A 21,563-nucleotide genomic window follows, 5' to 3' on the forward strand; every position below is an offset into this window, starting at 1 on the left:
CTTCTGCCGGGGTCAGGCGCGGGTCTTGGCAAGATTTTCGACGATCTCGGCGGTGCAACCGGTTTCGCCGAGGAGGGGGAAGATCCGTTCGATGCTGTTGCGGTGCGCCTCCACGTTCAGATCGGCCATGGCGTCCGTCGCGAGCGTGACGTGGTAGCCGTGTTCGAAGGCGGCGCGAGCGGTCGACTCCACGCCGATGCTGGTGGTGAGCCCGGCCAGCACGATCTGTGTGACGCGGCGGCGGCGCAGTTGCAGATCGAGGTCGGTTCCGTGGAAGGCACCCCAAGTGCGCTTGGTCACCGTGATGTCGTCAGGGTGACCGGCGAGGTCGTCGACGATGACATCCCAGCCGTCGGGCAATGAACCTGGTGGGCTCGAGATGTCGCTGCGACCTGGAGCGGCATCCGCTCCGTCCGCACGGGCCGTCACCCGCACCAGGACGACCGGGGCGCTGTGCTCGTGGAAAGCACGGGCCAGCTCGACCGCCCGGGCGACCACTTCTCGACCGGTATAGGGGACGGTCGGCGCGTCGATGAGGGCGTTCTGCAAGTCGACGAGGACCAGCGCGCTGGACGGGTCGAGTGCGGTGACAGTCATGAATTTTGCCTGGCTTCCTGCGAAACGCTTGCCGTTTGTGGTTGAAGGGTTGTCGCCACCGCAAGGTCGGGTGCAGGTGCGGATTCCTGGCGACGGGGTAGCAGCAGCGGGCTGACGAGGATCAGCAGTCCCGCGACCGTGATAGCCGTGCGCGGGCTGGTCACGTCGGCGAGCAGTCCGCCGAGCGCGCTGAGCACTGCGATGGAAGCGCTGCTGCTGATCGACCAGGCCGACAGGGTGCGGGCGACGCGGTCTTCGGGTGTGTGCTCGAGTCGATAGGTGGCCAGTACCGGGTTGTACAGGCTCATGCTGATGATGATCGCGAGCTCGACAGCGATCACCGTCGCGAGGCCTGCGACACCGGGCTGGACGAACGCGAGGCCGATCAGCCAGATCGCGCGCAGCGTGCCGACGGTGCGCAGGACCCGGTGCCTGCCGTATCGCTCCACGACACGGCCGGCAAGGCGTGAGCCGATGAGTCCGCCGACGCAGGGGGCGGCGAAGGCGAGGCCGTACTGCCAGGGTGGGAATCCGAGCTCGCGGAGCAGCAGTACGGCCAGGAGCGGCTCGGTGGCCATGATCAGTCCGCCCACGAGCAGCTGGTTGAGGTAAAGCGCCCGTAATCCCGGATGAGCCAGCAGGTACCGCCAGCCTTCGAGCAACTCACCGGCCCGCAGCCGGGGCTTGCCGGTCCGCCGCGGAGGTTCTTCCCTGCCGCGAATCGCCATGACCGCCAGCGCGGAGAGCAGGTAACTCAGCGCGTCGGCCACCACGGTGGTGACCGGCCCGAACAAACCGATCGCCGCTCCGCCCAGCGGCGGCCCTACGGCGGTGGAACTCCACGTCGTCGACTCGAATCGCGCGTTGGCCACGAGCAGGTCCTCGGGCCGCACAAGGGCTTTGAGATAGGCGCCGCTCGCCGCGTTGAAGGCGATCTTGGCCGCGGCGACCACGGCCGAGACGACCAGCAGCTGGACGAAACCGAGTCGGCCGAAGGCATAGGCGAGCGGGATCGTCGTCATGACCGCGAACCGGGTGAGGTCCATCGCGATCATCACCGGTCGCTTGCGGCAATATTCCACCCACGGCCCGAGCGGCAACGCGATCAGCGCGCCCACCGCCGGCCCCACCGCCGACAGCGCGGACACTTGTCCGGGGCCTGCGTGCAGCACCAGCACGGCGATCAGCGGCAACGCACCGAACCCAAGACCCGACCCGTAGGCGCTGACCGCGTAGGCCGCCCACAACCATCCGAACTGCCGACCGAGAGATCGTCCGGTCCCCAAGCTTCGCACCTCTCGATCGCACAACTCACTGTTGACCGACATGGATCAAAGCAAGGCGCGGAGGTGTGATCAAACAACCGAATCAGCGATGATCCACAACCAAATGTTGTGCGATTCGAACGCAGCGACTACCTCGACTTCACACGAGCGGACGCGCCCGACACCCAGGTCCGGGTATTGCATGGGCGCAGCGCATCCCGCGCATCACGGCGACGGCCGGCTTGATCGGCACCGCAGTCGGTCCGATGTCGCGCGGTGAACCCTCATGATCGTCTTCAGCGGGCTCACCGCCGCCGACCGGGCAGTGGTGGTTCCGCAGCCGGCGGGTCGGCCGCGGCCTCGAACACCGGCGTGGGCAGCGCCGCGCAATCCGGCCCGCGAAATCACCCGCGCGCATGGCGCAAACGGAACGCCACCGCGGCCGCGATCAACAAGATCGCGGTGGTACCGAGGGCCGCGAAGTGGATGCCCGAGACGAAGGACTCGTGCACCGAGGCGAGGAACGCGCGCCCGGCGGCCTCCGGCAATTCACGTGCGAAAGCCGTGGCGGCGCCCAGGGATTCCGAGGCGGCAGCCATCCGGTCGCCCGGCACGTGCGTCGGATCGAGACCGTCGCGGAAGATCGCCATGACCACGCTGCCGAGGATCGCGACGCCCAGCGCGACGCCGGTCTCGTACGCGGTCTCCGACACGGCGGCGGCCGCGCCCGCGCGCTCCGGCGGCGCCGAGCCGACCACCAGGTCGGAGGACACGGTGAGCGCGACGCCCACGCCTGCCCCGATGAACAGGAAACCGAGTACGAACGGCGTGGTACTGGTGGCCGCGTCGGGGCCGAGCAGGCCGAACAGCGCCGCGCCCACCGCCGCCGTGATCAGCGCGCCGCCCAGCACCGTGCCCGGCCGCAGCCGCCGCACCAGCCAGGCCGCGGCGAGCGAGGCGATCATCCCGGCCGACAAACCGGGCAGCAACAGCAATCCCGCTTGCAGTGGGGAGCGTCCCAGCACCAACTGGAGGTACTGCGAGCCGAAGAAGAGCACACCGGCCAGCGCGAACACCGCGAGCAGATTGGTCAGCACCGCCGTACGGAACTTCGGCAGCGCGAACAGCGCCAGGTCCAGCATCGGTTGCTCCAATCGTCGCTGCCTGCGCACGAACCACGCCCCGGCAAGCAGGCCGATCAGACTGATCACCGCGACCCGGACACTCGGCCCGTGCGCCGCGAATTCCTTCACCGCGTACACCACCGGCACCAGCGCGAGCATCGACAGCACGGCGCTGAGCAGGTCGAAACGACCGGGCCGCGGATCACGCGACTCCGGGATCAGCAGCGGACCGAGCCCGATCAGCACCAGCATGACCGGCAGGTTCACCAGGAAGACCGAACCCCACCAGTAGTGCTCGAGCAGCCAGCCGCCCAGCAGCGGTCCCGCCGCGGCGCCACCGCCCGCCATCGCGCTCCACACCGCGATCGCGACGGTTCGCTGCCGCGGATCGAGGAACATCGACCTGATCAGTGCCAGTGTCGCGGGCATCAGCGTCGCACCGGCGACACCCTGCAGTACGCGCGCCGCGATGAGCATTTCCGGCGTCAGGGACCACGCCGCGAGTATCGATGCGACACCGAATCCCGCCGCGCCGAGCAGCAGCAATTTGCGCCGCCCGATCCGGTCGCCGAGGTTGCCCATGACGACGAGCAATCCGGCGAGCACGAACGAGTAGACGTCGATGATCCACAGCAGTTGCGGCGTGGTCGGCGCGAGATCGGCGCTGATCGCGGGCACGGCCAGATCGAGCACCGTCGCGTCGACGGCCAGCAGCAGTAGCGCGAGCGCCAGCACGGACAACCCCACCCACTCGCGTGTCCCCGCTCGAGGTGGGGCGTTGGTCGATCGTTCGGCGGGTTGCGCGGTCTGGGTGGTCATGACTTTCTCGACTTCCGTCGTCTGTTTCTTACCGTCCAGACGGTATAGTACTCACATAACCGTCCGGACGGTATAGTCAACCGGGTGACGGCTGACACCCGCGACCGAATCCTGGATGCGCTCGAGACCTTGCTCCTGGAGAAAGGCATGTCGCACGTGACTCTGGAGAATGTCGCGGCCACCGCGGGCGTTTCCAAAGGCGGCTTGCTCTATCACTTCAAGAGCAAGGACGCGCTGCTCGCGGGCTTGGTCCGCAGACTGGCCGACCGTGCGGGCCAGCAGTTGGACAACTCGGTCGCCAAAGGCGGCTCGGTAGCCGAGTGGTACCTGCAGACGCCGAACCCGGCCGTCGAGGCGGAGGCGGTGGAGCTGGAACTCTACCGGTCCATGCTCGCGACCATGCGCACCATCGACGCCACGCCCGAGCCGGACGAGGTGCAGCAGGCGTTGGTGGACCTGATGAATTCCTGGTCGGACGGTCTGGACGAGGAGGTCACCGACCCGGTTCAGGCCGACCTCATCCGACTGGTCGGCGACGGCGTGTACCTGCGCGCGCTGCTCGGTCTTCCGCCCATCGATCCCGTTCGCTACCGGCACGTGGTGGACCGCTTACTGCGGCGCTGACGGTTAGACTCGGCCCGTGCTGCCAGCCGCCGAACCGGCCGGCGCCGTCGGGGCGGGAACAGATCCGGTACCGGGGTCTCCTGGAGCGACGGTGCCGATCCGACCGCTGAGTTTCCGCGAACTGCTCGATGTGCCGTTCGCGCTGATCCAGGCGAACATCCGCGCCCTGGCCGGGTTGAGCATGACGGGCCTGCTGCTCGCCGAGGCCGTGGTCGTCGCGGTGACCGCGGGCGCCTCCGCGCTCACCGACGGCTCCGACCCCGGCACCGCCTGGGCGGCGATCCTGTCCACCGCGGCCTGCGCGTGGCTGCTGCGGTTCGCGTTACGCGGCACGACCGTGGCCCTGGGGCTCGCGACCGTCGACGGAGCCCCGATCGGCCGACGGACCGCGCTGCGCCGATTCGGTGGGACGCTCGGTCCGTTGCTGGTCTTCCAACTGCTGTTCACCATGGTGGGCGTCGGCGTGCTCGCGGTGGGCGGCCTGCTGATCGTGACGCTGCCGCTCGCGGCGATCTGGCTGGGCCGGCTGCGCGCCCGCCGCTGGGTCGCGGTGCCGGTGCTGTTGGTCGAACGCACGTCGCACCGTGACGGCGTCGCGCGCGCCGAACTGCTCGCCGAAGGCGCGGAGTGGCCGACCACCGGGCTCTGGATCGCCCAGCGGGCCCTGTTCACGCTGCTCGCCATCCCACTGCTCGGCATCCCGCTGTTCGTCTCGGACTTCTCCGGCACGCACCGGTGGCCGGTGATCGTGCTGACCACGTCGGCGGTGCTGCTGCTGACGGCATTCGGCGAAGTGGTCGAGGCTTCGTCGCGGGTGGTGTGCTACGTCGATCGCCGCTGCCGCAGAGAGGGTTTGGACATTCGCATTCCGAGGCGGGAGGCGCGATGAGCGATCCCGTGCCGATGGAGCCGCGAACGGCCGACCCCGCGCCCGGCACCCCGCGGCTCGGCGCCGCCGCCGATCATCGCGCCGCCGCCGAAACAGCCGCCGCGAAGCGGGATTTCGACCGCGCCCTGCGGGAACGTTTCCGCGCCGTGCTGCGCGGCCTGGAACAAGGCGGTGTGCTGGAGGTGCGGCGGTCGCGGACCGCGCGGGAGACCGCCGACGACGTGACGACCGCGTTGCCGCTCGAGACCGCCACCGAGTTCCAGCCCGCCGCACGAAGCTTCGACGAGGTGGTCTACGGCGGACGCCGCGCCACCGAGGACGAATATCGCAGGCTGGAATACGCCGACCGGTTCTCCGGGTCCGCGCCGCCCCCCGCACCGGAACCGGTCGAGATCGAGGCGGTCGAGCAGGAGCCGCGCACCAGGCGAAAACTGCCGCCGCTGCCGAACCTGATGCGCGATCCCAGGTTCTGGGCGGTGCTCGCCGCGACGGCCGCGTTGTTGCTGCTGGTCTACGGCGTCGCGCAGTCCTGCGGCGCGCCGATCGCGCCTACCGCCCCGCCGCCGCAACCGCCGCCGGATCTGCCCGACGTCCCTCCGCCGGACCGCCCCGGCTTCGGGGCGGGTGACGACGCGATCTGGGACCGGCTGCCCGCACCGGTCTTCTACGGCGGCGTGCAGTTCCTGATCGCCGCCGCGCTGGTGGTGTGGTGGCGTGCCCGCAGACGGGGCGCTCTGGTGCGCGAACCCCGCCCCGTCGAAGTGGCCGCGAACGAACTGCTCGGCGGCCAGGCCGCGCTGTATCGCCGCTCGAAGGATCACGATCACGTCGCCGGAAAGCTGCGGGCGGCCGCGCTGCGCCGCATCCGCACCCCTCTCGGCATCACGGCCGACACCCCGCCGGACCGGATCGTCGCCGTGATCGCCGCGCGCGTCGGCGCCGACCCGGCCCAGATCGGCGCCGCCCTGTTCGGCCCGGTTCCCGATCCCGAGACCCTCCGGGTGGTCGCCGCTCAGCTCGAATGGATCGAATCGGAGGTCGGATGAGAAGCCCTCGCCCGGTCCTCGCCCGGCTCACCGCCCGCGGGAACGCCCGCGAACCACAGGAGATGGAATGACCAGCACCGAGACCACCCCGACGGCCGAGCAGGCGAGCGCCGCGTTCCATGCTCTGCGCGCCGAGATCGGCAAGGCGGTGGTCGGCAACGACAACGCGGTCATGTACCTGGTGCTCGCGCTGCTGTGCCGCGGCCACGTCCTGCTCGAAGGCGTGCCGGGGGTGGCCAAGACGCTGCTGGTGCGGGCGCTGGCCACGGCGCTGGACCTGGAGCACGCGCGGGTGCAGTTCACCCCCGACCTGATGCCCGGCGACGTCACCGGGTCGCAGATCTACGATCCGCACTCCGCCGAGTTCACCTTCCGGCACGGCCCGGTGTTCACCAACCTGCTGCTCGCCGACGAGATCAACCGCACGCCGCCGAAGACCCAGTCGGCCCTGCTCGAGTCGATGGAGGAGCGCCAGGTCTCGGTGGACGGGAAACCACGGCCGCTGCCCGATCCGTTCGTCGTCGTCGCCACCCAGAATCCGATCGAACAGGAGGGCACCTATCCGCTGCCGGAGGCGCAGCTGGACCGGTTCCTGTTCAAGGTGGACATCCACCTGCCCGGTCGCGACGACGAGTTCCGCATCCTGCAACGCCACGCCTCGGGTTTCGATCCGCGCGACCTCACCGCCGCGGGACTGCGTCCGGTCGCGGGCCCGGCGCACATCGCCGCCGCCCGCACCGCGATCGCGCAGACCACGATCAGCCCCGAGGTGCTCGCCTACACCGTCGACGTGTGCCGGGCCACCCGCATCTCGCCCGCCGTACAGCACGGCGCGTCGACCCGTGGCGCGACCGCCCTGATGGCGGCCGCCCGCGCGTTCGCCTGGCTCAACGGGCGCGGGTTCGTCACGCCGGACGATGTGAAGACCGTCGCCGTCGCCGTGCTGCGGCACCGCCTGCACCTGCGCCCGGAGGCCGAACTGGACGGTGTGACCGCCGAAGGCGTGCTGTCGTCGCTGCTGCTCTCGGTCCCGGTCCCGGTGTAGCCGATGGTCGTCACCGGTCGGCTGGCCGCCGCGGCAGGCGTGGCGGCCCTGTTCGTCACCCTGGTCCTGCCCTCGGTGGTCGGCGTGGTCGTGGTGACCTGCGTCCTGGCCGCCGGGCTGCTCGTCGATCTCGGCGCTGTGGGGCGGGCGCGCGACCTGTCGCTGTCCCGCGAGGCATTGACCACGGTGCGGCTCGGCCGCTCCGCCGAGGTGGAACTCGTCGCGGTCAACACCGGAGCCCGCAGGCTGCGCGGGACGGTGTGGGACGACTGGCCCGACAGCGCACGCGCCGAGAACGGCGCGCACGTACTGGATCTCGCCCCTGGTACCAAGGTCCGTTTCCGCACCGTGCTCAGGCCCACCTACCGCGGCGATCGGGTCGCGGGCCGGATCACGGTGCGACTGATCGGCCCGCTCGGACTGGCGGGCAGGCAGACGAGGCGGGACGTGCCCGCCCGGGTGCGGGCGCTGCCCGCGTTCCGCGCCGAACGGCTGCTGCGGTCGAAAGTCAAAAGGTTGCAGCACCTCGACGGCCGCAATCTGGCCAACCTGCGCGGGCAGGGCACCGAATTCGACTCGTTCCGCGAGTACGTCGCCGGTGACGACGTGCGCGCGATCGACTGGCGCGCCACCGCCCGCGCCACCGACGTCCTGGTCCGCACCTGGCGGCCGGAGCGCAACCGGCACGTGCTGATGCTGCTGGACACCGGCCGGGTCAGCGCGGGCCGGGTCGGTGACGGTACGCGCTTGGACGCGAGCATCGAGGCGGCCCTGCTGCTCGGCGGTCTCGCCGCCGCCGCGGGGGATTCGGTCGACCTGCTCGCCTTCGACCGCCGAGCGCGCGCCGAGGTCCGAGGTGTCGGCGGAAAGGGTCTCCAGCTGAAGTTGATGCACGCGATGGCCGGAATCACTCCCGCCCTCGTCGACACCGACAGCGCCGGACTGGTGCGAGCGGCCATTCAGCGCACTCGCAGGCGCAGCCTGGTCGTCTGGTTCACCAGCTTGGACGGCGCCGCGGTGGAGGAGAACCTGTTGCCCGTGCTGCCGGTCCTGGCGCAACGGCACCGCGTGCTCATCGTCTCGGTGACCGACCCCGATGTCGCCGCGGCGGCCACCCGGCGCGACAACCTGTCCGACCTGTACGCCGCGGCCGCGGCCGAATCCGTGCTCGCCGAACGCGCGCTGGTCCAGGAATCGCTGCGGCGCACCGGGATCGCGGTCGTCGCGGCGTCTCCGGAACGACTGCCGGAGGCCCTGGCGGACGAATATCTGGAGCTGAAACAATCCGGAGCCCTTTGAGTCTTTTCCGCCGGGCGCCGCGGTCTCGTCGAAGCGCGTCCTCGCGCGCCCGCCGAGGAGGATCATGACCCCATGGCCTCAGATCTCGCCGCCTTCGTCCGCGGATTGCCCAAAGCGGAACTGCACCTGCATCTGGAAGGGACGCTGGAGCCGGAGCTGAAGTTCCGCCTCGCCCGGCGCAACGGCATCGAGCTGCCGGAGAAGAGCGTGGAAGAGGTCAAGCAGACCTACCGATTCCATGACCTGACGTCATTCCTCCAGGTCTACTACCCCGCGATGCGCGTGCTACAGCGCCCGGAGGACTTCCACGACCTCGCCTTCGACTATCTGCGCCGAGCGCACGGCCAAGGCGTGCGTCACGCCGAGTTGTTCTTCGATCCGCAGGCGCACACCGGGCGCGGAGTCCCGTTCCCCACGGTGATCAGCGGATACCGGTCGGCGATCGCCCGGGCGCGGCGGGAGCTGGGGATATCCGCCGAACTGATTTTGTGCTTCCTGCGCGACCATTCCGCGGAGTACGCCATGGCGACGCTGCTGGAAGCGCTGCCGTACAAGAGCTGGATCCTCGGTGTGGGGCTGGATTCCGACGAGCGGGGCAACCCGCCGAGCAAGTTCGCCGCCGTCTTCGAGCGCGCCCGCGCGGAAGGGTTCCTGCTGACGATGCACTGCGACATCGACCAGCCGGATTCGATCGAGCACATCCGCCAGGCGCTGGAGGACATCGCCGTCGACCGCATCGACCACGGCACCAACATCGTGGAGGACGACCGTCTGGTCGAACTGGCCGGGTCCAAGGGGATCGCGCTCACCTGCTGTCCGGTGTCGAACTCCTTCGTCACGGCGCAGATGAAAGCCGAGGAGATCGTCGGTCTACTGAGCCGTGGGCTGACGGTGACGGTCAACAGCGACGACCCCGCGTACTTCGCCGCCTACGTTGCCGACAACTACCTCGCGCTCGCCGAGCAAGGTGGTCTCGGGACCGAGCAGGTGGTCGAGTTGGCCCGGAACTCCTTCCGTGCCTCGTGGATCACGCCCGCACGGCAGGACGCCTATCTGCGCGAGATCGACGACTACGTGGCGGCGAACGGCTGACCGGCGCGCGGCGGGAAGACCGGGTACAGCGGCCACGGCAGCACTCGGCGCTGCCGTTCGGCGATGACCGCGCCGAGAATCTGCGACGGCGGACAACCGGCCGGTGGCGCGACGCGCAGCCGGCCGCACACCTCGGCAACGAGCGCCGTCCCCAGCCGGTGTTGCGCCGCGGGCGTCAGGGTGCGCAAGCGGGTCAGGTACTGCCGCACCGCCAGCGCCAGATCTTCCGGTAGTCCGGCCAGCTCGAGCTGCGCGCTCCAGCCGGTCAGCCACGGCGGCGCGATCGCGAGCGCGGGCGGCGGCAGCGGGCGCTGCGCGTGCACGACCACGGTGCCGGCGAGCACGTCACCGACCCGCCGCGCATGCGGCGAGCACATCGAGGTGAGCACCGCGATGGCGCCGAACCCGCCCAGCATCCAGAAATCGACGATCGCGCCCGCCAGGCCGCGGGTGAGCGCGTGCCGGAAATCGATCGGCCCGCCGTCCTCGCGCACCACCCGCAGCCCGAGCATCAGCTTGCCCAGTGTTCGTCCCCGCCAAGCGGTCTCACAGGTCACGGGGTACCCGACCAGCACGGTCACGATGGTCACCAGTGCGACCACGTCCAACCAGGCCGAGTCGACGCCCGCGGGCAGCAGCAACGTGACGATCGCGAACAACAGCACGAACCCGAGCGTGCACTGGGCCAGCACGTCGATCAGGAACGCGGTGGCCCTGGTGGGGATGCGGGCGATCGGCAGTTCCAGGGCCACTGCTTCGCCGGTGGTGAACTCAGCCATGTCGATAGCATTCTTGCGACCGGCGGGAGTGGGAGGCAACCGAATGGACGTGGACGCATACAGCCTGGCGCACCGCAGGGCGTGGGACCGGCTCGACTACCTGTCCACCCGGAGCAAGCTCACCGGCGCGGAGGCGGACGAACTCGTCATGCTCTACCGCCGCACCTCCCAGCAGCTGGCGCGGCTGCAGTCACACAGCCCGGACCCGGAGCTGATCGCCGGGCTGAGCGCGCTGCTGGCACGTGCGCGCGGCCGGGTGCTGGGCACGCGAGCCGACACTTGGCAGGAGATCGGACGGTTCTTCAGTCACCGTTTCCCGGCGGCGCTCTATCGGGCATGGCCGTGGTGGGTCGGCGTCGCCGCGGTGTTCCTGTCGGTGTCGGCCGGGTTGGCAGTCTGGGTGGACCGGTTCGATTCGGCCCGCGAGGTGCTCGGAATTCCCGAGGACACAAGGAGCCTCACCGCGCCGGGCGGCGCGTTCGAGACGTACTACTCGGAGCATCCGCAGGAGGCCTTCGCCGCGCAGGTATGGACGAACAACGCATGGGTGACGGCGATCGCCTTGTTCACCGGCGTCTTGATCCTGCCCGCGGTCTACCTGCTGTTCATGAACGCGCTCAACCTGGGTGTCAGCGCGGGCCTGATGGCTGATGCGGGGCGGCTGGATTCGTTCTTCGGCTTCATCCTTCCGCACGGCACGCTGGAGCTGACCGCGGTATTCGTCGCGGGCGGCGTCGGCCTGAAACTCGGTTGGACGCTGATCGATCCGGGTCGGCTCAGCCGGGTGGAGGCGGTGGCCAGGCAGGGCCGGGCGACCGCGACCGTAGCGCTCGGCCTGGTGGGAGTGTTGCTGATCTGTGGCTTCATCGAAGGTTTCGTGACGCCGAGCCCGTTGCCCACACCGATTCGCATCGCGATCGGATTCACTGCCGAGGCGTTGTTCCTGGTGTACGTGTTCGGGGTGGGACGCCGCGCGGTCACGGAGCAGGCGAAGCCGGGTGCCGAGTCATCGGGCGATCATCTGACCACTGTGACGCAGCCAACATTCAGCACACGCTGGGTGAAGTGACTGGGACAATCGGCAGCTAAGCGGCGCCAGATCGGTTCGGAAGTCCCCCATTTGAGTTCCGCTGGCCGCAGCGAGTCGCTGCTCTAGCTGCGGCCAGCGTTACCGTCAACTCTACACAACCGTTATCCCTACGCAACCCTGCCTGTCGAGGTCAAGCGTATAAAGCAGCACCCCAGCAAACCCTTGCGGCAGCACCTTTTCGCCCCGTGCCAGCTAACCGCATGCGACTAGGGCGACCATGATTTCGGCGACAGGGCACCGCTCCGGCGACTCCGCCGGAATAGTCACGGGGAATACGTCACGGCAATGAATCGGAACTCACCTCGGGCGTTAGCGGAGCGTTTCAATAGACCCCTCCATGGTTGCTGACACCCCTTCCCACCTGCACGTTCATTTGCACGAAAGGACAGTTGCTGGTCACCGCCCAATGGAAAGAGACCAGAAGTTTGTTTACGCGGTAATAAACCGGGTAAAGACATAGCGGCACGCCGGGAAGACCGGACAGTTCCCCGACAGGCTCCGTATTAACCAGGGAGTGAAAAGGGTTCAGTTCACCCACTCGGCACGCCCGATTCAGCACCGGAGCCGCAACCATAACGAGGCATGTGATCTTCGCCTCACCTGCCGTTACCGAGCGTCGAGTCGCGCGAAATCGACGCCGTGACACCCGACTTGGAGTGACCCGCGTCACCGTCGACGCACGGCCATGCCGCACTCCAACGCCCGAACCGGACCGCCGCGACGGCAGTCCGCGACTCGAATCACTCCGCGAAAGTGACCTGAATCACCTTGAAGGTGATAGGGGGCTCAACCGACGCGCAGTATCCCGGTGACCGTGCCTTGCAACAGACGGCCGTCGTGTGTGATCAACGGTGCGGTCTCCAGCGGATCGTCGACGATGGTGCCGGGCAGCGGATGCGATGCGGTGACCGCACCGGTTTCGGGGTCGAGAACGGTGAACGCGTACCCGTCCACGGGCGTGGCGTGATCGGAACCGACGCGAGCGACCGTGTAGAGCGCGCCGTCGGCGGTGGACAGCCGCGGAACGGCGGCACTCCGAACCTTGTTCTCCCACATCACGTGGCATCCGTCAGCGGAGACGTCGACTCGCGTCATCCCCCCGGTAAAAGGAGCGTTCGGCGGCGACGCGGGCCCTGCCCCTTCGGGCAGCGCCGGATACGGGTAGCCGTATGTGCTCGCCACGAAGATCGAGCGGCCGATGCCGACGGGTGAATTCTCGCTGCCGGCCCCACCTTCGCCGAGCACCGGAACTGTGCACATCAATTCGCCTGTTCCGGAACGGAATACCAAGGCATGCACCTGCCCGTCGGCGTTGTCGACGATGGTCAGATAGTCCGCACCGGTCTCGGGACCGAAGTAGGTGGGCGTCGACCCGGTGCCCCAGCTGAGCTGTCCCGGCTTGCGCGCCGATCCCCGGTCGTAGGCCGCGCGCCACGCGATCTCCGGAGCGCCGGACGGGCCGACGCGCAGTTCGTACAGCGCGTGCGTCGTCGCCACCGCGACCTGTCCACGCGGAGCCGCCGAGATGCTGTTCGCCACCTGCTCCCCCGCGGGCAGCGTCAACGCGGTGACCAGCCCGGCCGGGGTGACGAATCCGACCACTCCCCGGCCGGTCGCGAACCACACGTTGCCCGACCAGTCCGGAACGAGTCCCGTCACGTTGTCTCCCGACGGGATCACCGACCCGAGGTCGGCGGACTCTTCGCTGATCAGCCGCCACGCTCCCGCCGCGTCACGCTCGTGCCGCACCCGGAGCAACCGGTCGGTGCCGTCCACGACCACCAGACGGTCGTCCCGATCGAGGTAGGCGTACACACCGCCGAGCAGACTGCCCTTGGTCAACGGCAGCGCGGCGAGCGATGGCGCCAACAGGCCCGGCGCCGCCGGATCGAGCAAATACACCGTCGGGGTCTGTCCCGCGATCGCGGTGCACAGGGCGACCACGAGTCGGTCCGATCCCTCCAGCAGGGTGGGGCACGCCGAGGCCAGCGGGTACGCGCCGATCGCCGCGGCGCGGGCGTCCGGACCGGCGAGCGGTGTCGCGTCCGAGGACCCCGCGTCACCGTGCATGGTGGCGGTGCCGGTCGGCCCGATGAAAGGATTCGGCGGCGCGAGCGGACCCCATGGCCCGGCCGCCGACGCGGGCTGAGCGGACAGCAATGCCAGCACGCACGCGGCGAGGAGGGTCATCGGCCGACGCATCGCGGTCCTCTTTCGCTGGGCAACGCGGTATCCGAACGGATACCGGAGAGAACAGTATTCGGGTATTCGCCGCGCCCCCGGCACAGCGGGGGCCGATACGATGACGCGCATGAACTCGGTTCGGGGCCGTCTGTTGTCCACACTCGCCGGTCAACTCGGGAATCCCCACGGCGTGCTCGGCAAAGGTGTCGCCTTCGTGCTCAATCGCAGCAACAAGCCCGCCATTACGGGGGCGGTGGAGGCCGCCGCCGTCGCGCCGGGCGGCACCGTGGCCGACGTCGGGTTCGGTGGTGGAGCGGGGCTTTCCCGGTTGCTCGAGCGGGTCGGCGCGGGAGGCGTCGTGCACGGCGTGGAGATCTCCGCCGACATGCTGGCACGCGCGCGCTCGAGTCATGGCAGCGACATCGATGCCGGTCGCCTGCGGCTGGTGGAGGGCTCGCTCACCGCGCTGCCGCTGCCGGACGACAGCCTCGATGCGGCGATCACCGTCAACACCGTGTACTTCGTGCCGGACCTGGCTGCGGCCTGCGCCGAACTCGCCAGGGTGGTCCGGCCGGGCGGCCGTCTGGTGATCGGCATCGGCGATCCGGACGCGATGGCAAAGCTTCCGTTCACGTCGTACGGGTTCACCCTGCGCCCGGTCCCGGAGGTGGTCGCGGCGCTGGAACAGGCGGGCTGCACCGTCGAGCAACGGAGGCTCGCGAGCACGCCGATTCCGCACCATTTGCTGGTGGCGACGCCCCGCTGACTACATCAGTGCGCCGCCATCGACCCGGATCTCGGTGCCGGTCATGTATTTGCCGTCGTCGGAGGCGACCATCGCGACCACCCCGGCGATGTCCTCCGGGCTGCCCAGCGCTCCCCCGTTGAGCCATCCGGTCATCCGGGAGAACAGCTGCGGATCGAAACCCTCGGGCTGATCCAAGATGGACTTCGTCGTGATACCGCTGGTGATGCCTGCCGGAACGATGTTCACCGCGCGCAAGCCCTGCTTGGCGTACTCCAGGGCGATCGCGTGTGTGAAGGCGTTCACGCCGCCCTTCGACGCCGCGTAGGAGGCGAGGTAGGGCGCCGCGCTGAAGGCCGCGGTAGAGGAGATGTTGACCACCACGCCGCGTCCGGTGTCCAGCAGAGCGGGCAGCGCGGCCTGGGTCATGAGGAAGGTGCCGGTGAGATTCACCCGGATCACCTGGTCCCACACCTCGAGCGGCATCTCGTGGGTGCGCGCGGGCCGCAGGATGCCCGCCGCGTTCACCAGCACGTCCAGTCCACCGAGGAACTCCAGCGCCGCTGCGGTCGCGGTGCGCACCGACTCCGGGTCGGCGGTGTCGACCGCTACCGTTCGCAGTCGTTCCGCGCCGTCGCCCGCCTTCTCCGCGGTGGCCGCCAGGCCCGCCGCGTCGATGTCGGCGGCGACCAACTGCGCCCCCTCGTCCAGCAGCCGCAGGGCGATGCCCTGACCGATGCCGGATCCCGCTCCCGTCACCACCACGCGGCGGCCGTCAAATCTGCGCATGCCAAAAATTAGAACACGTTCTCATCGAGCGTCAAGGGACTTCGCCGCGCTCCCCGGCTATTCGCAGCACCATCGCCGCCGTCGCGGCGCCGTACGCACGGCTGGCCGAGCCCGGCCGATCCGCCGGATAGTTGGAGCGATGCGTGACGACGACGCCGTTGGGCAGGGTGACCGTCTTGTCCGGCACGGTCGCGACGCAGTTGCCGCCCGCCTTGGCCACCAGGTCGACGATCACGGTTCCCGAGCCGAGCAGGTCCAGCGCCGCCGGTCCGAGCAGGCGAGGCGCCGGGGATCCGCGGTGCACGGCCGTGCAGACGACCAGATCGGGCGGCGTCGCGGCGAGCGTGTCCAGCAGTGCCGCGTTGTCGTCCCGGTTCGGCACGAATTTCCCCGCGCCCGCCCCGATCGCGGCCACTCGTTGTTCGATGCGGTTGCCGACCGCCGTCGGCCGCTCGTCGCCGAACGTGCGCGCGGCCGCGATGGCGGCGAGACCGGCGGCCCCGCACCCCAGCACGAAGGCACGGACCGGGCCGGCCAGCCGCCCGGGAGCGAGCAGCCGCCTGCCTTCGGCGTAACCCACCGCGCCCGCGATCCGGCTCATGGTGGACAGCGCGTCGAACTCGGTGGTCGTGTCGTCGCGTGGCACCGCGTCGAAGGCGACCGATTCGATGCCGCGGCGGCGCAACCGGTCGATCTCGTCGCGCCGGTGGTGCGGATCCTGGAAGCCGAGCAGCGTCGTCCCCGCGCGCAGCGGCATCGAGTCGAGTTCGAACGCGGGCGGTTTCACCCAGACGACGATGCCCGCGCGCTCGAACACCGCCGCGCGATCCTCGAGGACGACCGCCCCGGACGCGCTGTAGTCCTCGTCCGCGAAACCCGCGCCTTGTCCCGCGCCTTCCTGCACGAGAACGCGGAGTCCCGCTGCCGACAGCGTGCGCACCTCGTCCGGGGTGAGCGCCACGCGAGTCTCCCGCGACGCGGTCTCGCGCAGCACTCCGACGATCATCGCGCGGCCCCGGGCTCCGCCACCAGAGCGGTCAGGCCGCGATCGGCGAGCGCGTCGCGATAGGTGAGCCCGCCGACGATGTCGCGAATCAATTGCTCCAGCCGGTCGAACAGTTCCTCGATCAAAGCGGGCGACTCGTGTCGCGGCGCCTTACGTGGAGCGAGGACGTTCAACCGGACACCGGGACGCAGCGAGCCGGTCCGGTCCAGCGCGACGCTGTCGACGCCGGCCACGGCGAGCAACAGGTCCTCCACCTGCGCACTCGTGTGCACACCCGCCTTGTCGAGCAGCGCGGGGTCGAAAACCACCGAGACGAACATGCCTTCCGGGTTGCCCAACGGTCGCAGCACGTCGGTTCCCAGCCGGGTGTTGATCGCGGCGATCCGGCCGCATGTCCGATCGATCTGCGCGCGCATCAGCACGTGATTGCGGTCGAAATAGTCCTCAGAGGTGTGCTCCAGGATGGCGCGGGCCAGATGGGTGGTCTCGCGCTGGAACGAAATCGTGAGCCGTTCCCTGATCCGCGCCAGCCACGCGCCGTCGCCGGTGCAGGCGGCACCCATTTTGCACGGGCCGAAGGCGTTGTAGCCCTTCGAGTTCCCCGTGATGGTCAGCACCACGTCGTACAGCCGCCGGATGCCCTGCTCGGTCTCCACGTGCAGTGCCGCGATCGGGATGTGCGAGGCCACCAGCCGGTCGAAGGCCATGTCGCAGATCACCGGAACACCGCAGTCGAGCAGCACCCGCCCGAGTTCCGCCAGCTCCGTGGCCGTGTAATCCGCGACGACGGGGTTGCCCGGCAGCGTGAGCAGCACGCCGCACAGTTCGCCCGTCGCCCGCAGTTCCGCGAGGCAGCGGGCCAGCCGTGCCGGATCGATCTTGAACGCGTCGTCCGGAGCCACCGGGCACGAGACGATTCGCAAGCCGAATTTCTCCACGTGGATGCTGGAACTCTTGTAGAAGCCCTCCGGGCACACGATCACCCCGCCCGGCCTGGCGAGGGTGGCCACCGCCTCCTCGAGCAACATCGTGCTCGAGTACGGGCAGACGATCACCTCCTCCGGGCGCACCCGGACGCCGGGCACCCCTTCCACCGGATGCGACAGGCGCTCGAACAGCTTGCGGGCCGCGAGTTCCCGCAGAATCAGCGGCTGCCGCTTGTCGTAGAGCCTGCCGTCGAGGTAATCCGCCGGGGGTGCGATGTGCAGGCTTTCGCGCCATGCCCGGTCCAGCGCCGCGACCGCATGCGCGTCCGGAGCCCGGCCGGTTTCGCCGTGGTAGGCGTCGATGACGCCCGAGTAGCGGCGGCCACCGGTCCCGGCGAACCAGGTGTCTCTCGAAAGGTGGCCGCGCACTTCACGTTTCCTGGCCTCGGAGCGATTGGTCAGCCTCGCCAGGTCGGCGAGCGGATCGGTGAGCACCTGGCTCTGAGTCACGGAACCTCGCCTTCTGAAGAGTCTCCCGGTGCGGGCATGGTGTTCCATTTCTCCTGGAGTGCGGCGCGGAACAGGCTGCGGCAGTTGCCCTCGGTGAGTCGTTCGAACTCCGCCAGCGGCGGCTGCGCGACGATCTGGTCCACCACGATGGCCGAACCGGCGCGCCGGAGGTCGTAGAGTTTCTCGAACCGCCGGACCGCGAACGCGACATCGTGCTTCAGCGCGGAGAAGCGCGTCGCGACCCGAGCCTGACGCGAGTAGTCGTACTCGCCCACCGCGACGTAGCGATCATCGACTACGAGCATGCTCTGCGCGTTGCGCGCATATTCGCGCTTGACCAGCACGCTTTCCACGCCCGATCGGGCTTGCTTCCACAGTTTGTCGTCGTAGGGCCAGACGTCCGAGATGTCGTCGAGCACATACATCCGCCGTACATCGATCTTCGGTGGATGGGTCGTGTCGGCCAGGCGCAGAATCGCCGCGTGATAGTCGTCGCCGACGTCGCCGCCGATCGTGCCCAGGTCCGCGGTGTGAATCGCGCGCACCGACGTGGTGGCCTGCTCCAGGATCGTCAGCCAGTCGGTGACGGTATTCCATTCCCATACCGTCGCGCTGCGCGAGGGAATCTGCGCGAGGATCTCCTCGGCGCGCTCCAATTGCCGATCGGCGACCAGGCGCAGCGGCTCGATCTCCGCCCGCGCTCCGGAGGCATCGATCAGGCTCTGCGCGATACTCAGTGCGCGCGAGACCAATTGAGGGTCCTTGCCGAGCAGGACGTTGAATCGCATCCGCAGGTCGTAGTAGGCGCTGCTGGTCGGATCGGTCGCGGGATCGGCGCTGCCATCGGTCGGCAACTCCGCGCCGAGCGCCAGACTCAGACGTTCGCGCAGCGCCAGCGGCGGAATCCTGCTGCCGTTCTCGATCTGCTGAATCAGGCTGCGGGAGCAGCCCGCTCTGGTGGCGAGCGACGCTTGGGTGTAACCGCGCTCCAGTCGTAGCCTGCGGACCAGGTTGCCGACCTGCTCGTCCGAGCCCGAGTCAGCCATTCCGCGCCTCCCATTCTGCGCCTTGCATACGCATGCTCACGGAGTATCACGATGCGACATTTTAGTCACCAAGTGTCAAGCGGTGTCGGATGTATCGCGCTCGCCGAATTTCGTTGTCAACCAGCAATCCAGCCGCGCGCTCGTTCGCCCGCCGCCGCACGATCGAAGGTTGCCACATGCGCTCACAAACAGGCTTTTCGGGCTCCAGCCAGCAGAGATAAGGAACATTTCCGTCGATCTTCGACACATATTGGGCTATACGTCTACTTCAAGGCATCAACGCGTATCAAATATCGTCACAAAGCGCTAAAGCTTCGTTGACAGCACGACGTGTCACTACCTAGCCTGGTTCTCGAAGCCACCGCAATTCGACATCGGCGCAAGGGTTTTCCCACTGGCCCGGCTCGGCGGCTCGACAACTCTAGGAGGTGCCGGATACGGATACCTCGTTACCGCGCGAGCCGATTCGAGCAGGCCGCACCCGTGGCCGGACATGACCACCCCGCCCGCAGCGCTCGCGCCTGTTCTCCGAAAGCAATCGGGCACCCAGTAATTCAGGCACGGACGAAACCACCGCGTTCGGGCCGTGGCCGAGCACGGTCACCGCCCTTCAAGCGAGCGGCGCCCCCGCGTCCTCCCGAAACAGAGTGAATGAGAGCGAATCATGGCACTCGACATCACCGATTCGATCATCACCAGCGATATCACTCCGGAAAAAGCGTGGCTGCTTCCCTTGCCCTCCGGCGCCGCCTGGGAACTCAGTTGGCTGCCCTCCGTCAGTCTCACCCGCGAGCAGGCCATGAGCGGGATGGTGCTCGACGAGATGCTCAGCGATCCCGGCACGCTCACCAACGACCTCGCACTCGAACTGGCCGCCATCCACGCGGCCGAACTGGGCGTCACTCTGCGTGACGTGCTGATCCGCTTGTACATCCGCATCACCGAACGCGACGCCGAAGCTTCCTGCCGCGCGCACACGCCCCTGCCCGCCTGACCGCTTCCGGCGACAACTGATTCCATTCTCCGGTCAATTCCCAACTTAGAGAACAGAAGAGACGGTGACGAGGAGGATCCCAGAGGACAATGTTCTCCGGGCAACCGGGGGCTCGCCAGGTCCGGGTACTGGACACGCCGCTCACCGACGAAGAGCGTGCGGCCATCGTGGCCGCGAAGTCGGAATGGGGTCCGCGGATGCTGCCCTGGGTCGGCGTCTTCGAAGGCACCGCACGCGGTGGATCGACGTTGCACGCGCTTCCGGCCGGGCGAGCCGTGTTGTCCGGCGGAGTATGGAATGCGCCGACCTTCGACGCCGTGTACAACGCGGGCGCACCGATGCCGGAGCTGTACGGCGGCGCGCCGGATTGGGTCGCCGACCCGGTTTTGAATCCGCGGGCTGCTTCGGGCCTGCTGCCCTTCTGCTACTGGTGGGAAGCGGGGCGCTGGTACCGCGGGCAGTCACCGTCCGCGCAGGAATGCGCGCCCGCGGTGCCGGGCGTGTGGACGCGGGAAACGACCATCAAGATCGTGGCGGGCCTGCTCCCGGATCAGGACGCGTCGGAGGCCATCGGAGCCTTACTGTCCGCCGCCGAGACGGGAGGGGTGACGCGAGCGGCGCTGATCGCAGTCTTCGGCGATGACAGCCGTTTCGACATCGACGGCGCGCTCTATCAATTCTCGGCCGCAGGACTGCTGTCCACGGCGCCCGAGCCGATGCCCGCCGAACAGGCGATCAGCCGGGTACGGGACTACATCACCGGTCGGCAGCTGGACACCACCGGATACCCGCTGGCGCAGCTGACCGCCGACCGCTTGCGCTTCGGCTGGATGGTGCACGTGCCCGCTCCCGAGAACACACCAGCCCACCGAGCGGTGTTCTATATCGCCGACGACGGCGAATTCGTGCAGTCGTCGTCGGCCATCGATCATGGGCAATTCGTCGCCGCGTTCGAACAGCGCTTCCTCGACCGCCACGGGCTGGTGGTCTGACGCGGCGCACTGCATTTGCTGATAGTTCGCCATAAATCTTGTTGGGTATGCCCATCTCGAATGAGATAGGTTGCTGCCACACGACGCGAGACTCGGCGAACCGCCTCGACGGTTCGCTCGACCCGCGAGGAGGAGGCCCGATCATGTCGCTGGAAACCAACAAGGCACTGGTCCGCAGGTTCTATCGGGAGATCGACGCGGGAAACATCGACGCCATGGACGACCTCGTCGCGGAGGACTACATCGATCACTCGCCGCCGCCGTTTCCCGGCCTCGGCCCCGGCCGAGAAGGCCTGAAGCAGGCCTTTCGCATGTTCTGGGCCGCCACTCCAGGGCGGCACGAGATCGAGGACCAAGTCGCGGAAGGCGACCGGGTCGTCACGCGGCTGACCGCGTACGGGCGTCACACCAGGGACCTGCCCGGCATACCGGCGACCGGGCGCGAACTGACGGTGACGGGTACCGCGATCCACCGGATCGCCGACGGCAAGCTCGCCGAGAAGTGGTCCGACAAGGACGTGCTCGGGTTCTTGCAACAGTTGGGAGTGCTACCCGCGGTGGGAAGACACTGACCGGCCGGGTCGGGACATCCGTCACACGGTCGACGCGGCCTCCCGACTACAAAGAGAAAGCCGCGCATCAACACTTGATGCGCGGCTTTCGTCTGTGGACGAAGGGGGACTTGAACCGCCGTATCGCCCA

At 68.7% G+C, this 21,563-nt stretch carries 20 protein-coding genes; 11 read left to right on the forward strand and 9 right to left on the reverse strand.

What is annotated here, in order from left to right; genetic code table 11:
• Positions 1-12: 12 nt before the first annotated feature.
• The 3 genes from ACWESM_RS18175 to ACWESM_RS18185 all read right to left on the reverse strand — a co-directional run bounded on the left by ACWESM_RS18175 (position 13) and on the right by ACWESM_RS18185 (position 3,805).
• Positions 13-597 carry an isochorismatase family protein gene (locus ACWESM_RS18175; protein ID WP_364434081.1) on the reverse strand — a complete coding sequence of 195 codons (585 nt, stop codon included), beginning with the start codon at positions 595-597 and terminating at the stop codon, positions 13-15.
• Entirely contained in the window at positions 594-1,883 is a 1,290-nt protein-coding gene (locus ACWESM_RS18180; protein ID WP_452492697.1) for an MFS transporter, read from the reverse strand. The genes ACWESM_RS18175 and ACWESM_RS18180 overlap by 4 nt, the downstream gene beginning before the upstream one ends.
• Before the next feature lie 383 nt (positions 1,884-2,266).
• Complete coding sequence (locus ACWESM_RS18185; protein ID WP_364434087.1) at positions 2,267-3,805, reverse strand: MFS transporter; 1,539 nt, start codon at positions 3,803-3,805, stop codon at positions 2,267-2,269.
• Between the two features lie 84 nt (positions 3,806-3,889).
• On the opposite strand from ACWESM_RS18185, the gene ACWESM_RS18190 reads away from it, so the two are divergent.
• From ACWESM_RS18190 to add, 6 genes are all read left to right on the forward strand, one after another.
• On the forward strand, positions 3,890-4,429 hold the full coding sequence (locus ACWESM_RS18190; RefSeq protein WP_452492699.1) for a TetR/AcrR family transcriptional regulator: 540 nt from the start codon (positions 3,890-3,892) through the stop codon (positions 4,427-4,429).
• A 91-nt stretch (positions 4,430-4,520) separates the two neighbouring features.
• Positions 4,521-5,318, forward strand: coding sequence for a hypothetical protein (locus ACWESM_RS18195; RefSeq protein ID WP_452492700.1), 798 nt, complete (start codon positions 4,521-4,523; stop codon positions 5,316-5,318).
• Complete coding sequence (locus tag ACWESM_RS18200) at positions 5,315-6,364, forward strand: DUF4129 domain-containing protein (RefSeq protein ID WP_452492702.1); 1,050 nt, start codon at positions 5,315-5,317, stop codon at positions 6,362-6,364. The genes ACWESM_RS18195 and ACWESM_RS18200 overlap by 4 nt, the downstream gene beginning before the upstream one ends.
• A 67-nt stretch (positions 6,365-6,431) precedes the next feature.
• The gene (locus tag ACWESM_RS18205; RefSeq protein WP_397278793.1) at positions 6,432-7,409 is read left to right on the forward strand and encodes an AAA family ATPase; all 978 of its coding nucleotides are present in this window, start codon (positions 6,432-6,434) and stop codon (positions 7,407-7,409) included.
• A gap of 3 nt (positions 7,410-7,412) precedes the next feature.
• On the forward strand, positions 7,413-8,708 hold the full coding sequence (locus tag ACWESM_RS18210; RefSeq protein ID WP_452492703.1) for a DUF58 domain-containing protein: 1,296 nt from the start codon (positions 7,413-7,415) through the stop codon (positions 8,706-8,708).
• Positions 8,709-8,780: 72 nt separating this feature from the next.
• The gene (add, locus tag ACWESM_RS18215; protein ID WP_364434103.1) at positions 8,781-9,800 is read left to right on the forward strand and encodes an adenosine deaminase; all 1,020 of its coding nucleotides are present in this window, start codon (positions 8,781-8,783) and stop codon (positions 9,798-9,800) included.
• Here the strand turns inward: add and ACWESM_RS18220 are convergent.
• Positions 9,779-10,579 carry an RDD family protein gene (locus ACWESM_RS18220; protein WP_397278797.1) on the reverse strand — a complete coding sequence of 267 codons (801 nt, stop codon included), beginning with the start codon at positions 10,577-10,579 and terminating at the stop codon, positions 9,779-9,781. The genes add and ACWESM_RS18220 overlap by 22 nt on opposite strands.
• A 43-nt stretch (positions 10,580-10,622) precedes the next feature.
• On the opposite strand from ACWESM_RS18220, the gene ACWESM_RS18225 reads away from it, so the two are divergent.
• The gene (locus ACWESM_RS18225; protein ID WP_364434108.1) at positions 10,623-11,648 is read left to right on the forward strand and encodes a stage II sporulation protein M; all 1,026 of its coding nucleotides are present in this window, start codon (positions 10,623-10,625) and stop codon (positions 11,646-11,648) included.
• Positions 11,649-12,455: 807 nt separating this feature from the next.
• Here ACWESM_RS18225 and ACWESM_RS18230 read toward each other — a convergent pair.
• The gene (locus ACWESM_RS18230; RefSeq protein WP_452492706.1) at positions 12,456-13,871 is read right to left on the reverse strand and encodes a hypothetical protein; all 1,416 of its coding nucleotides are present in this window, start codon (positions 13,869-13,871) and stop codon (positions 12,456-12,458) included.
• A gap of 109 nt (positions 13,872-13,980) precedes the next feature.
• On the opposite strand from ACWESM_RS18230, the gene ACWESM_RS18235 reads away from it, so the two are divergent.
• The gene (locus tag ACWESM_RS18235) at positions 13,981-14,619 is read left to right on the forward strand and encodes a class I SAM-dependent methyltransferase (RefSeq protein ID WP_364434114.1); all 639 of its coding nucleotides are present in this window, start codon (positions 13,981-13,983) and stop codon (positions 14,617-14,619) included.
• Here the strand turns inward: ACWESM_RS18235 and ACWESM_RS18240 are convergent, their stop codons facing one another.
• The 4 genes from ACWESM_RS18240 to ACWESM_RS18255 are packed head-to-tail and all read right to left on the reverse strand — an operon-like array spanning position 14,620 to position 18,875.
• Positions 14,620-15,387, reverse strand: a complete 768-nt coding sequence (locus ACWESM_RS18240) for an SDR family NAD(P)-dependent oxidoreductase (RefSeq protein WP_356963256.1) — start codon at positions 15,385-15,387, stop codon at positions 14,620-14,622.
• Positions 15,388-15,418: 31 nt separating this feature from the next.
• Positions 15,419-16,393 (reverse strand): Rossmann-fold NAD(P)-binding domain-containing protein, encoded by a 975-nt coding sequence (locus ACWESM_RS18245; RefSeq protein ID WP_364434118.1) that lies wholly within the window; start codon positions 16,391-16,393, stop codon positions 15,419-15,421.
• Positions 16,390-17,829 (reverse strand): pyridoxal phosphate-dependent aminotransferase, encoded by a 1,440-nt coding sequence (locus tag ACWESM_RS18250; protein WP_397278805.1) that lies wholly within the window; start codon positions 17,827-17,829, stop codon positions 16,390-16,392. The genes ACWESM_RS18245 and ACWESM_RS18250 overlap by 4 nt, the downstream gene beginning before the upstream one ends.
• Positions 17,826-18,875 carry a helix-turn-helix transcriptional regulator gene (locus tag ACWESM_RS18255; protein WP_355073368.1) on the reverse strand — a complete coding sequence of 350 codons (1,050 nt, stop codon included), beginning with the start codon at positions 18,873-18,875 and terminating at the stop codon, positions 17,826-17,828. Before ACWESM_RS18255 ends, ACWESM_RS18250 begins: the two co-directional genes overlap by 4 nt.
• Before the next feature lie 664 nt (positions 18,876-19,539).
• Here ACWESM_RS18255 and ACWESM_RS18260 point away from each other — a divergent pair.
• The 3 genes from ACWESM_RS18260 to ACWESM_RS18270 all read left to right on the forward strand — a co-directional run bounded on the left by ACWESM_RS18260 (position 19,540) and on the right by ACWESM_RS18270 (position 21,433).
• A complete protein-coding gene (locus ACWESM_RS18260) occupies positions 19,540-19,869 on the forward strand; it encodes a hypothetical protein (RefSeq protein ID WP_397076931.1) in 330 nt (109 codons plus the stop codon).
• A gap of 89 nt (positions 19,870-19,958) precedes the next feature.
• A complete protein-coding gene (locus tag ACWESM_RS18265; protein ID WP_452492708.1) occupies positions 19,959-20,861 on the forward strand; it encodes a hypothetical protein in 903 nt (300 codons plus the stop codon).
• Between the two features lie 143 nt (positions 20,862-21,004).
• Positions 21,005-21,433 carry an ester cyclase gene (locus ACWESM_RS18270; protein WP_355073374.1) on the forward strand — a complete coding sequence of 143 codons (429 nt, stop codon included), beginning with the start codon at positions 21,005-21,007 and terminating at the stop codon, positions 21,431-21,433.
• The last annotated feature ends 130 nt before the right edge of the window (positions 21,434-21,563 follow it).

It is taken from the genome of Nocardia sp. NPDC003999 (genome assembly GCF_053604885.1).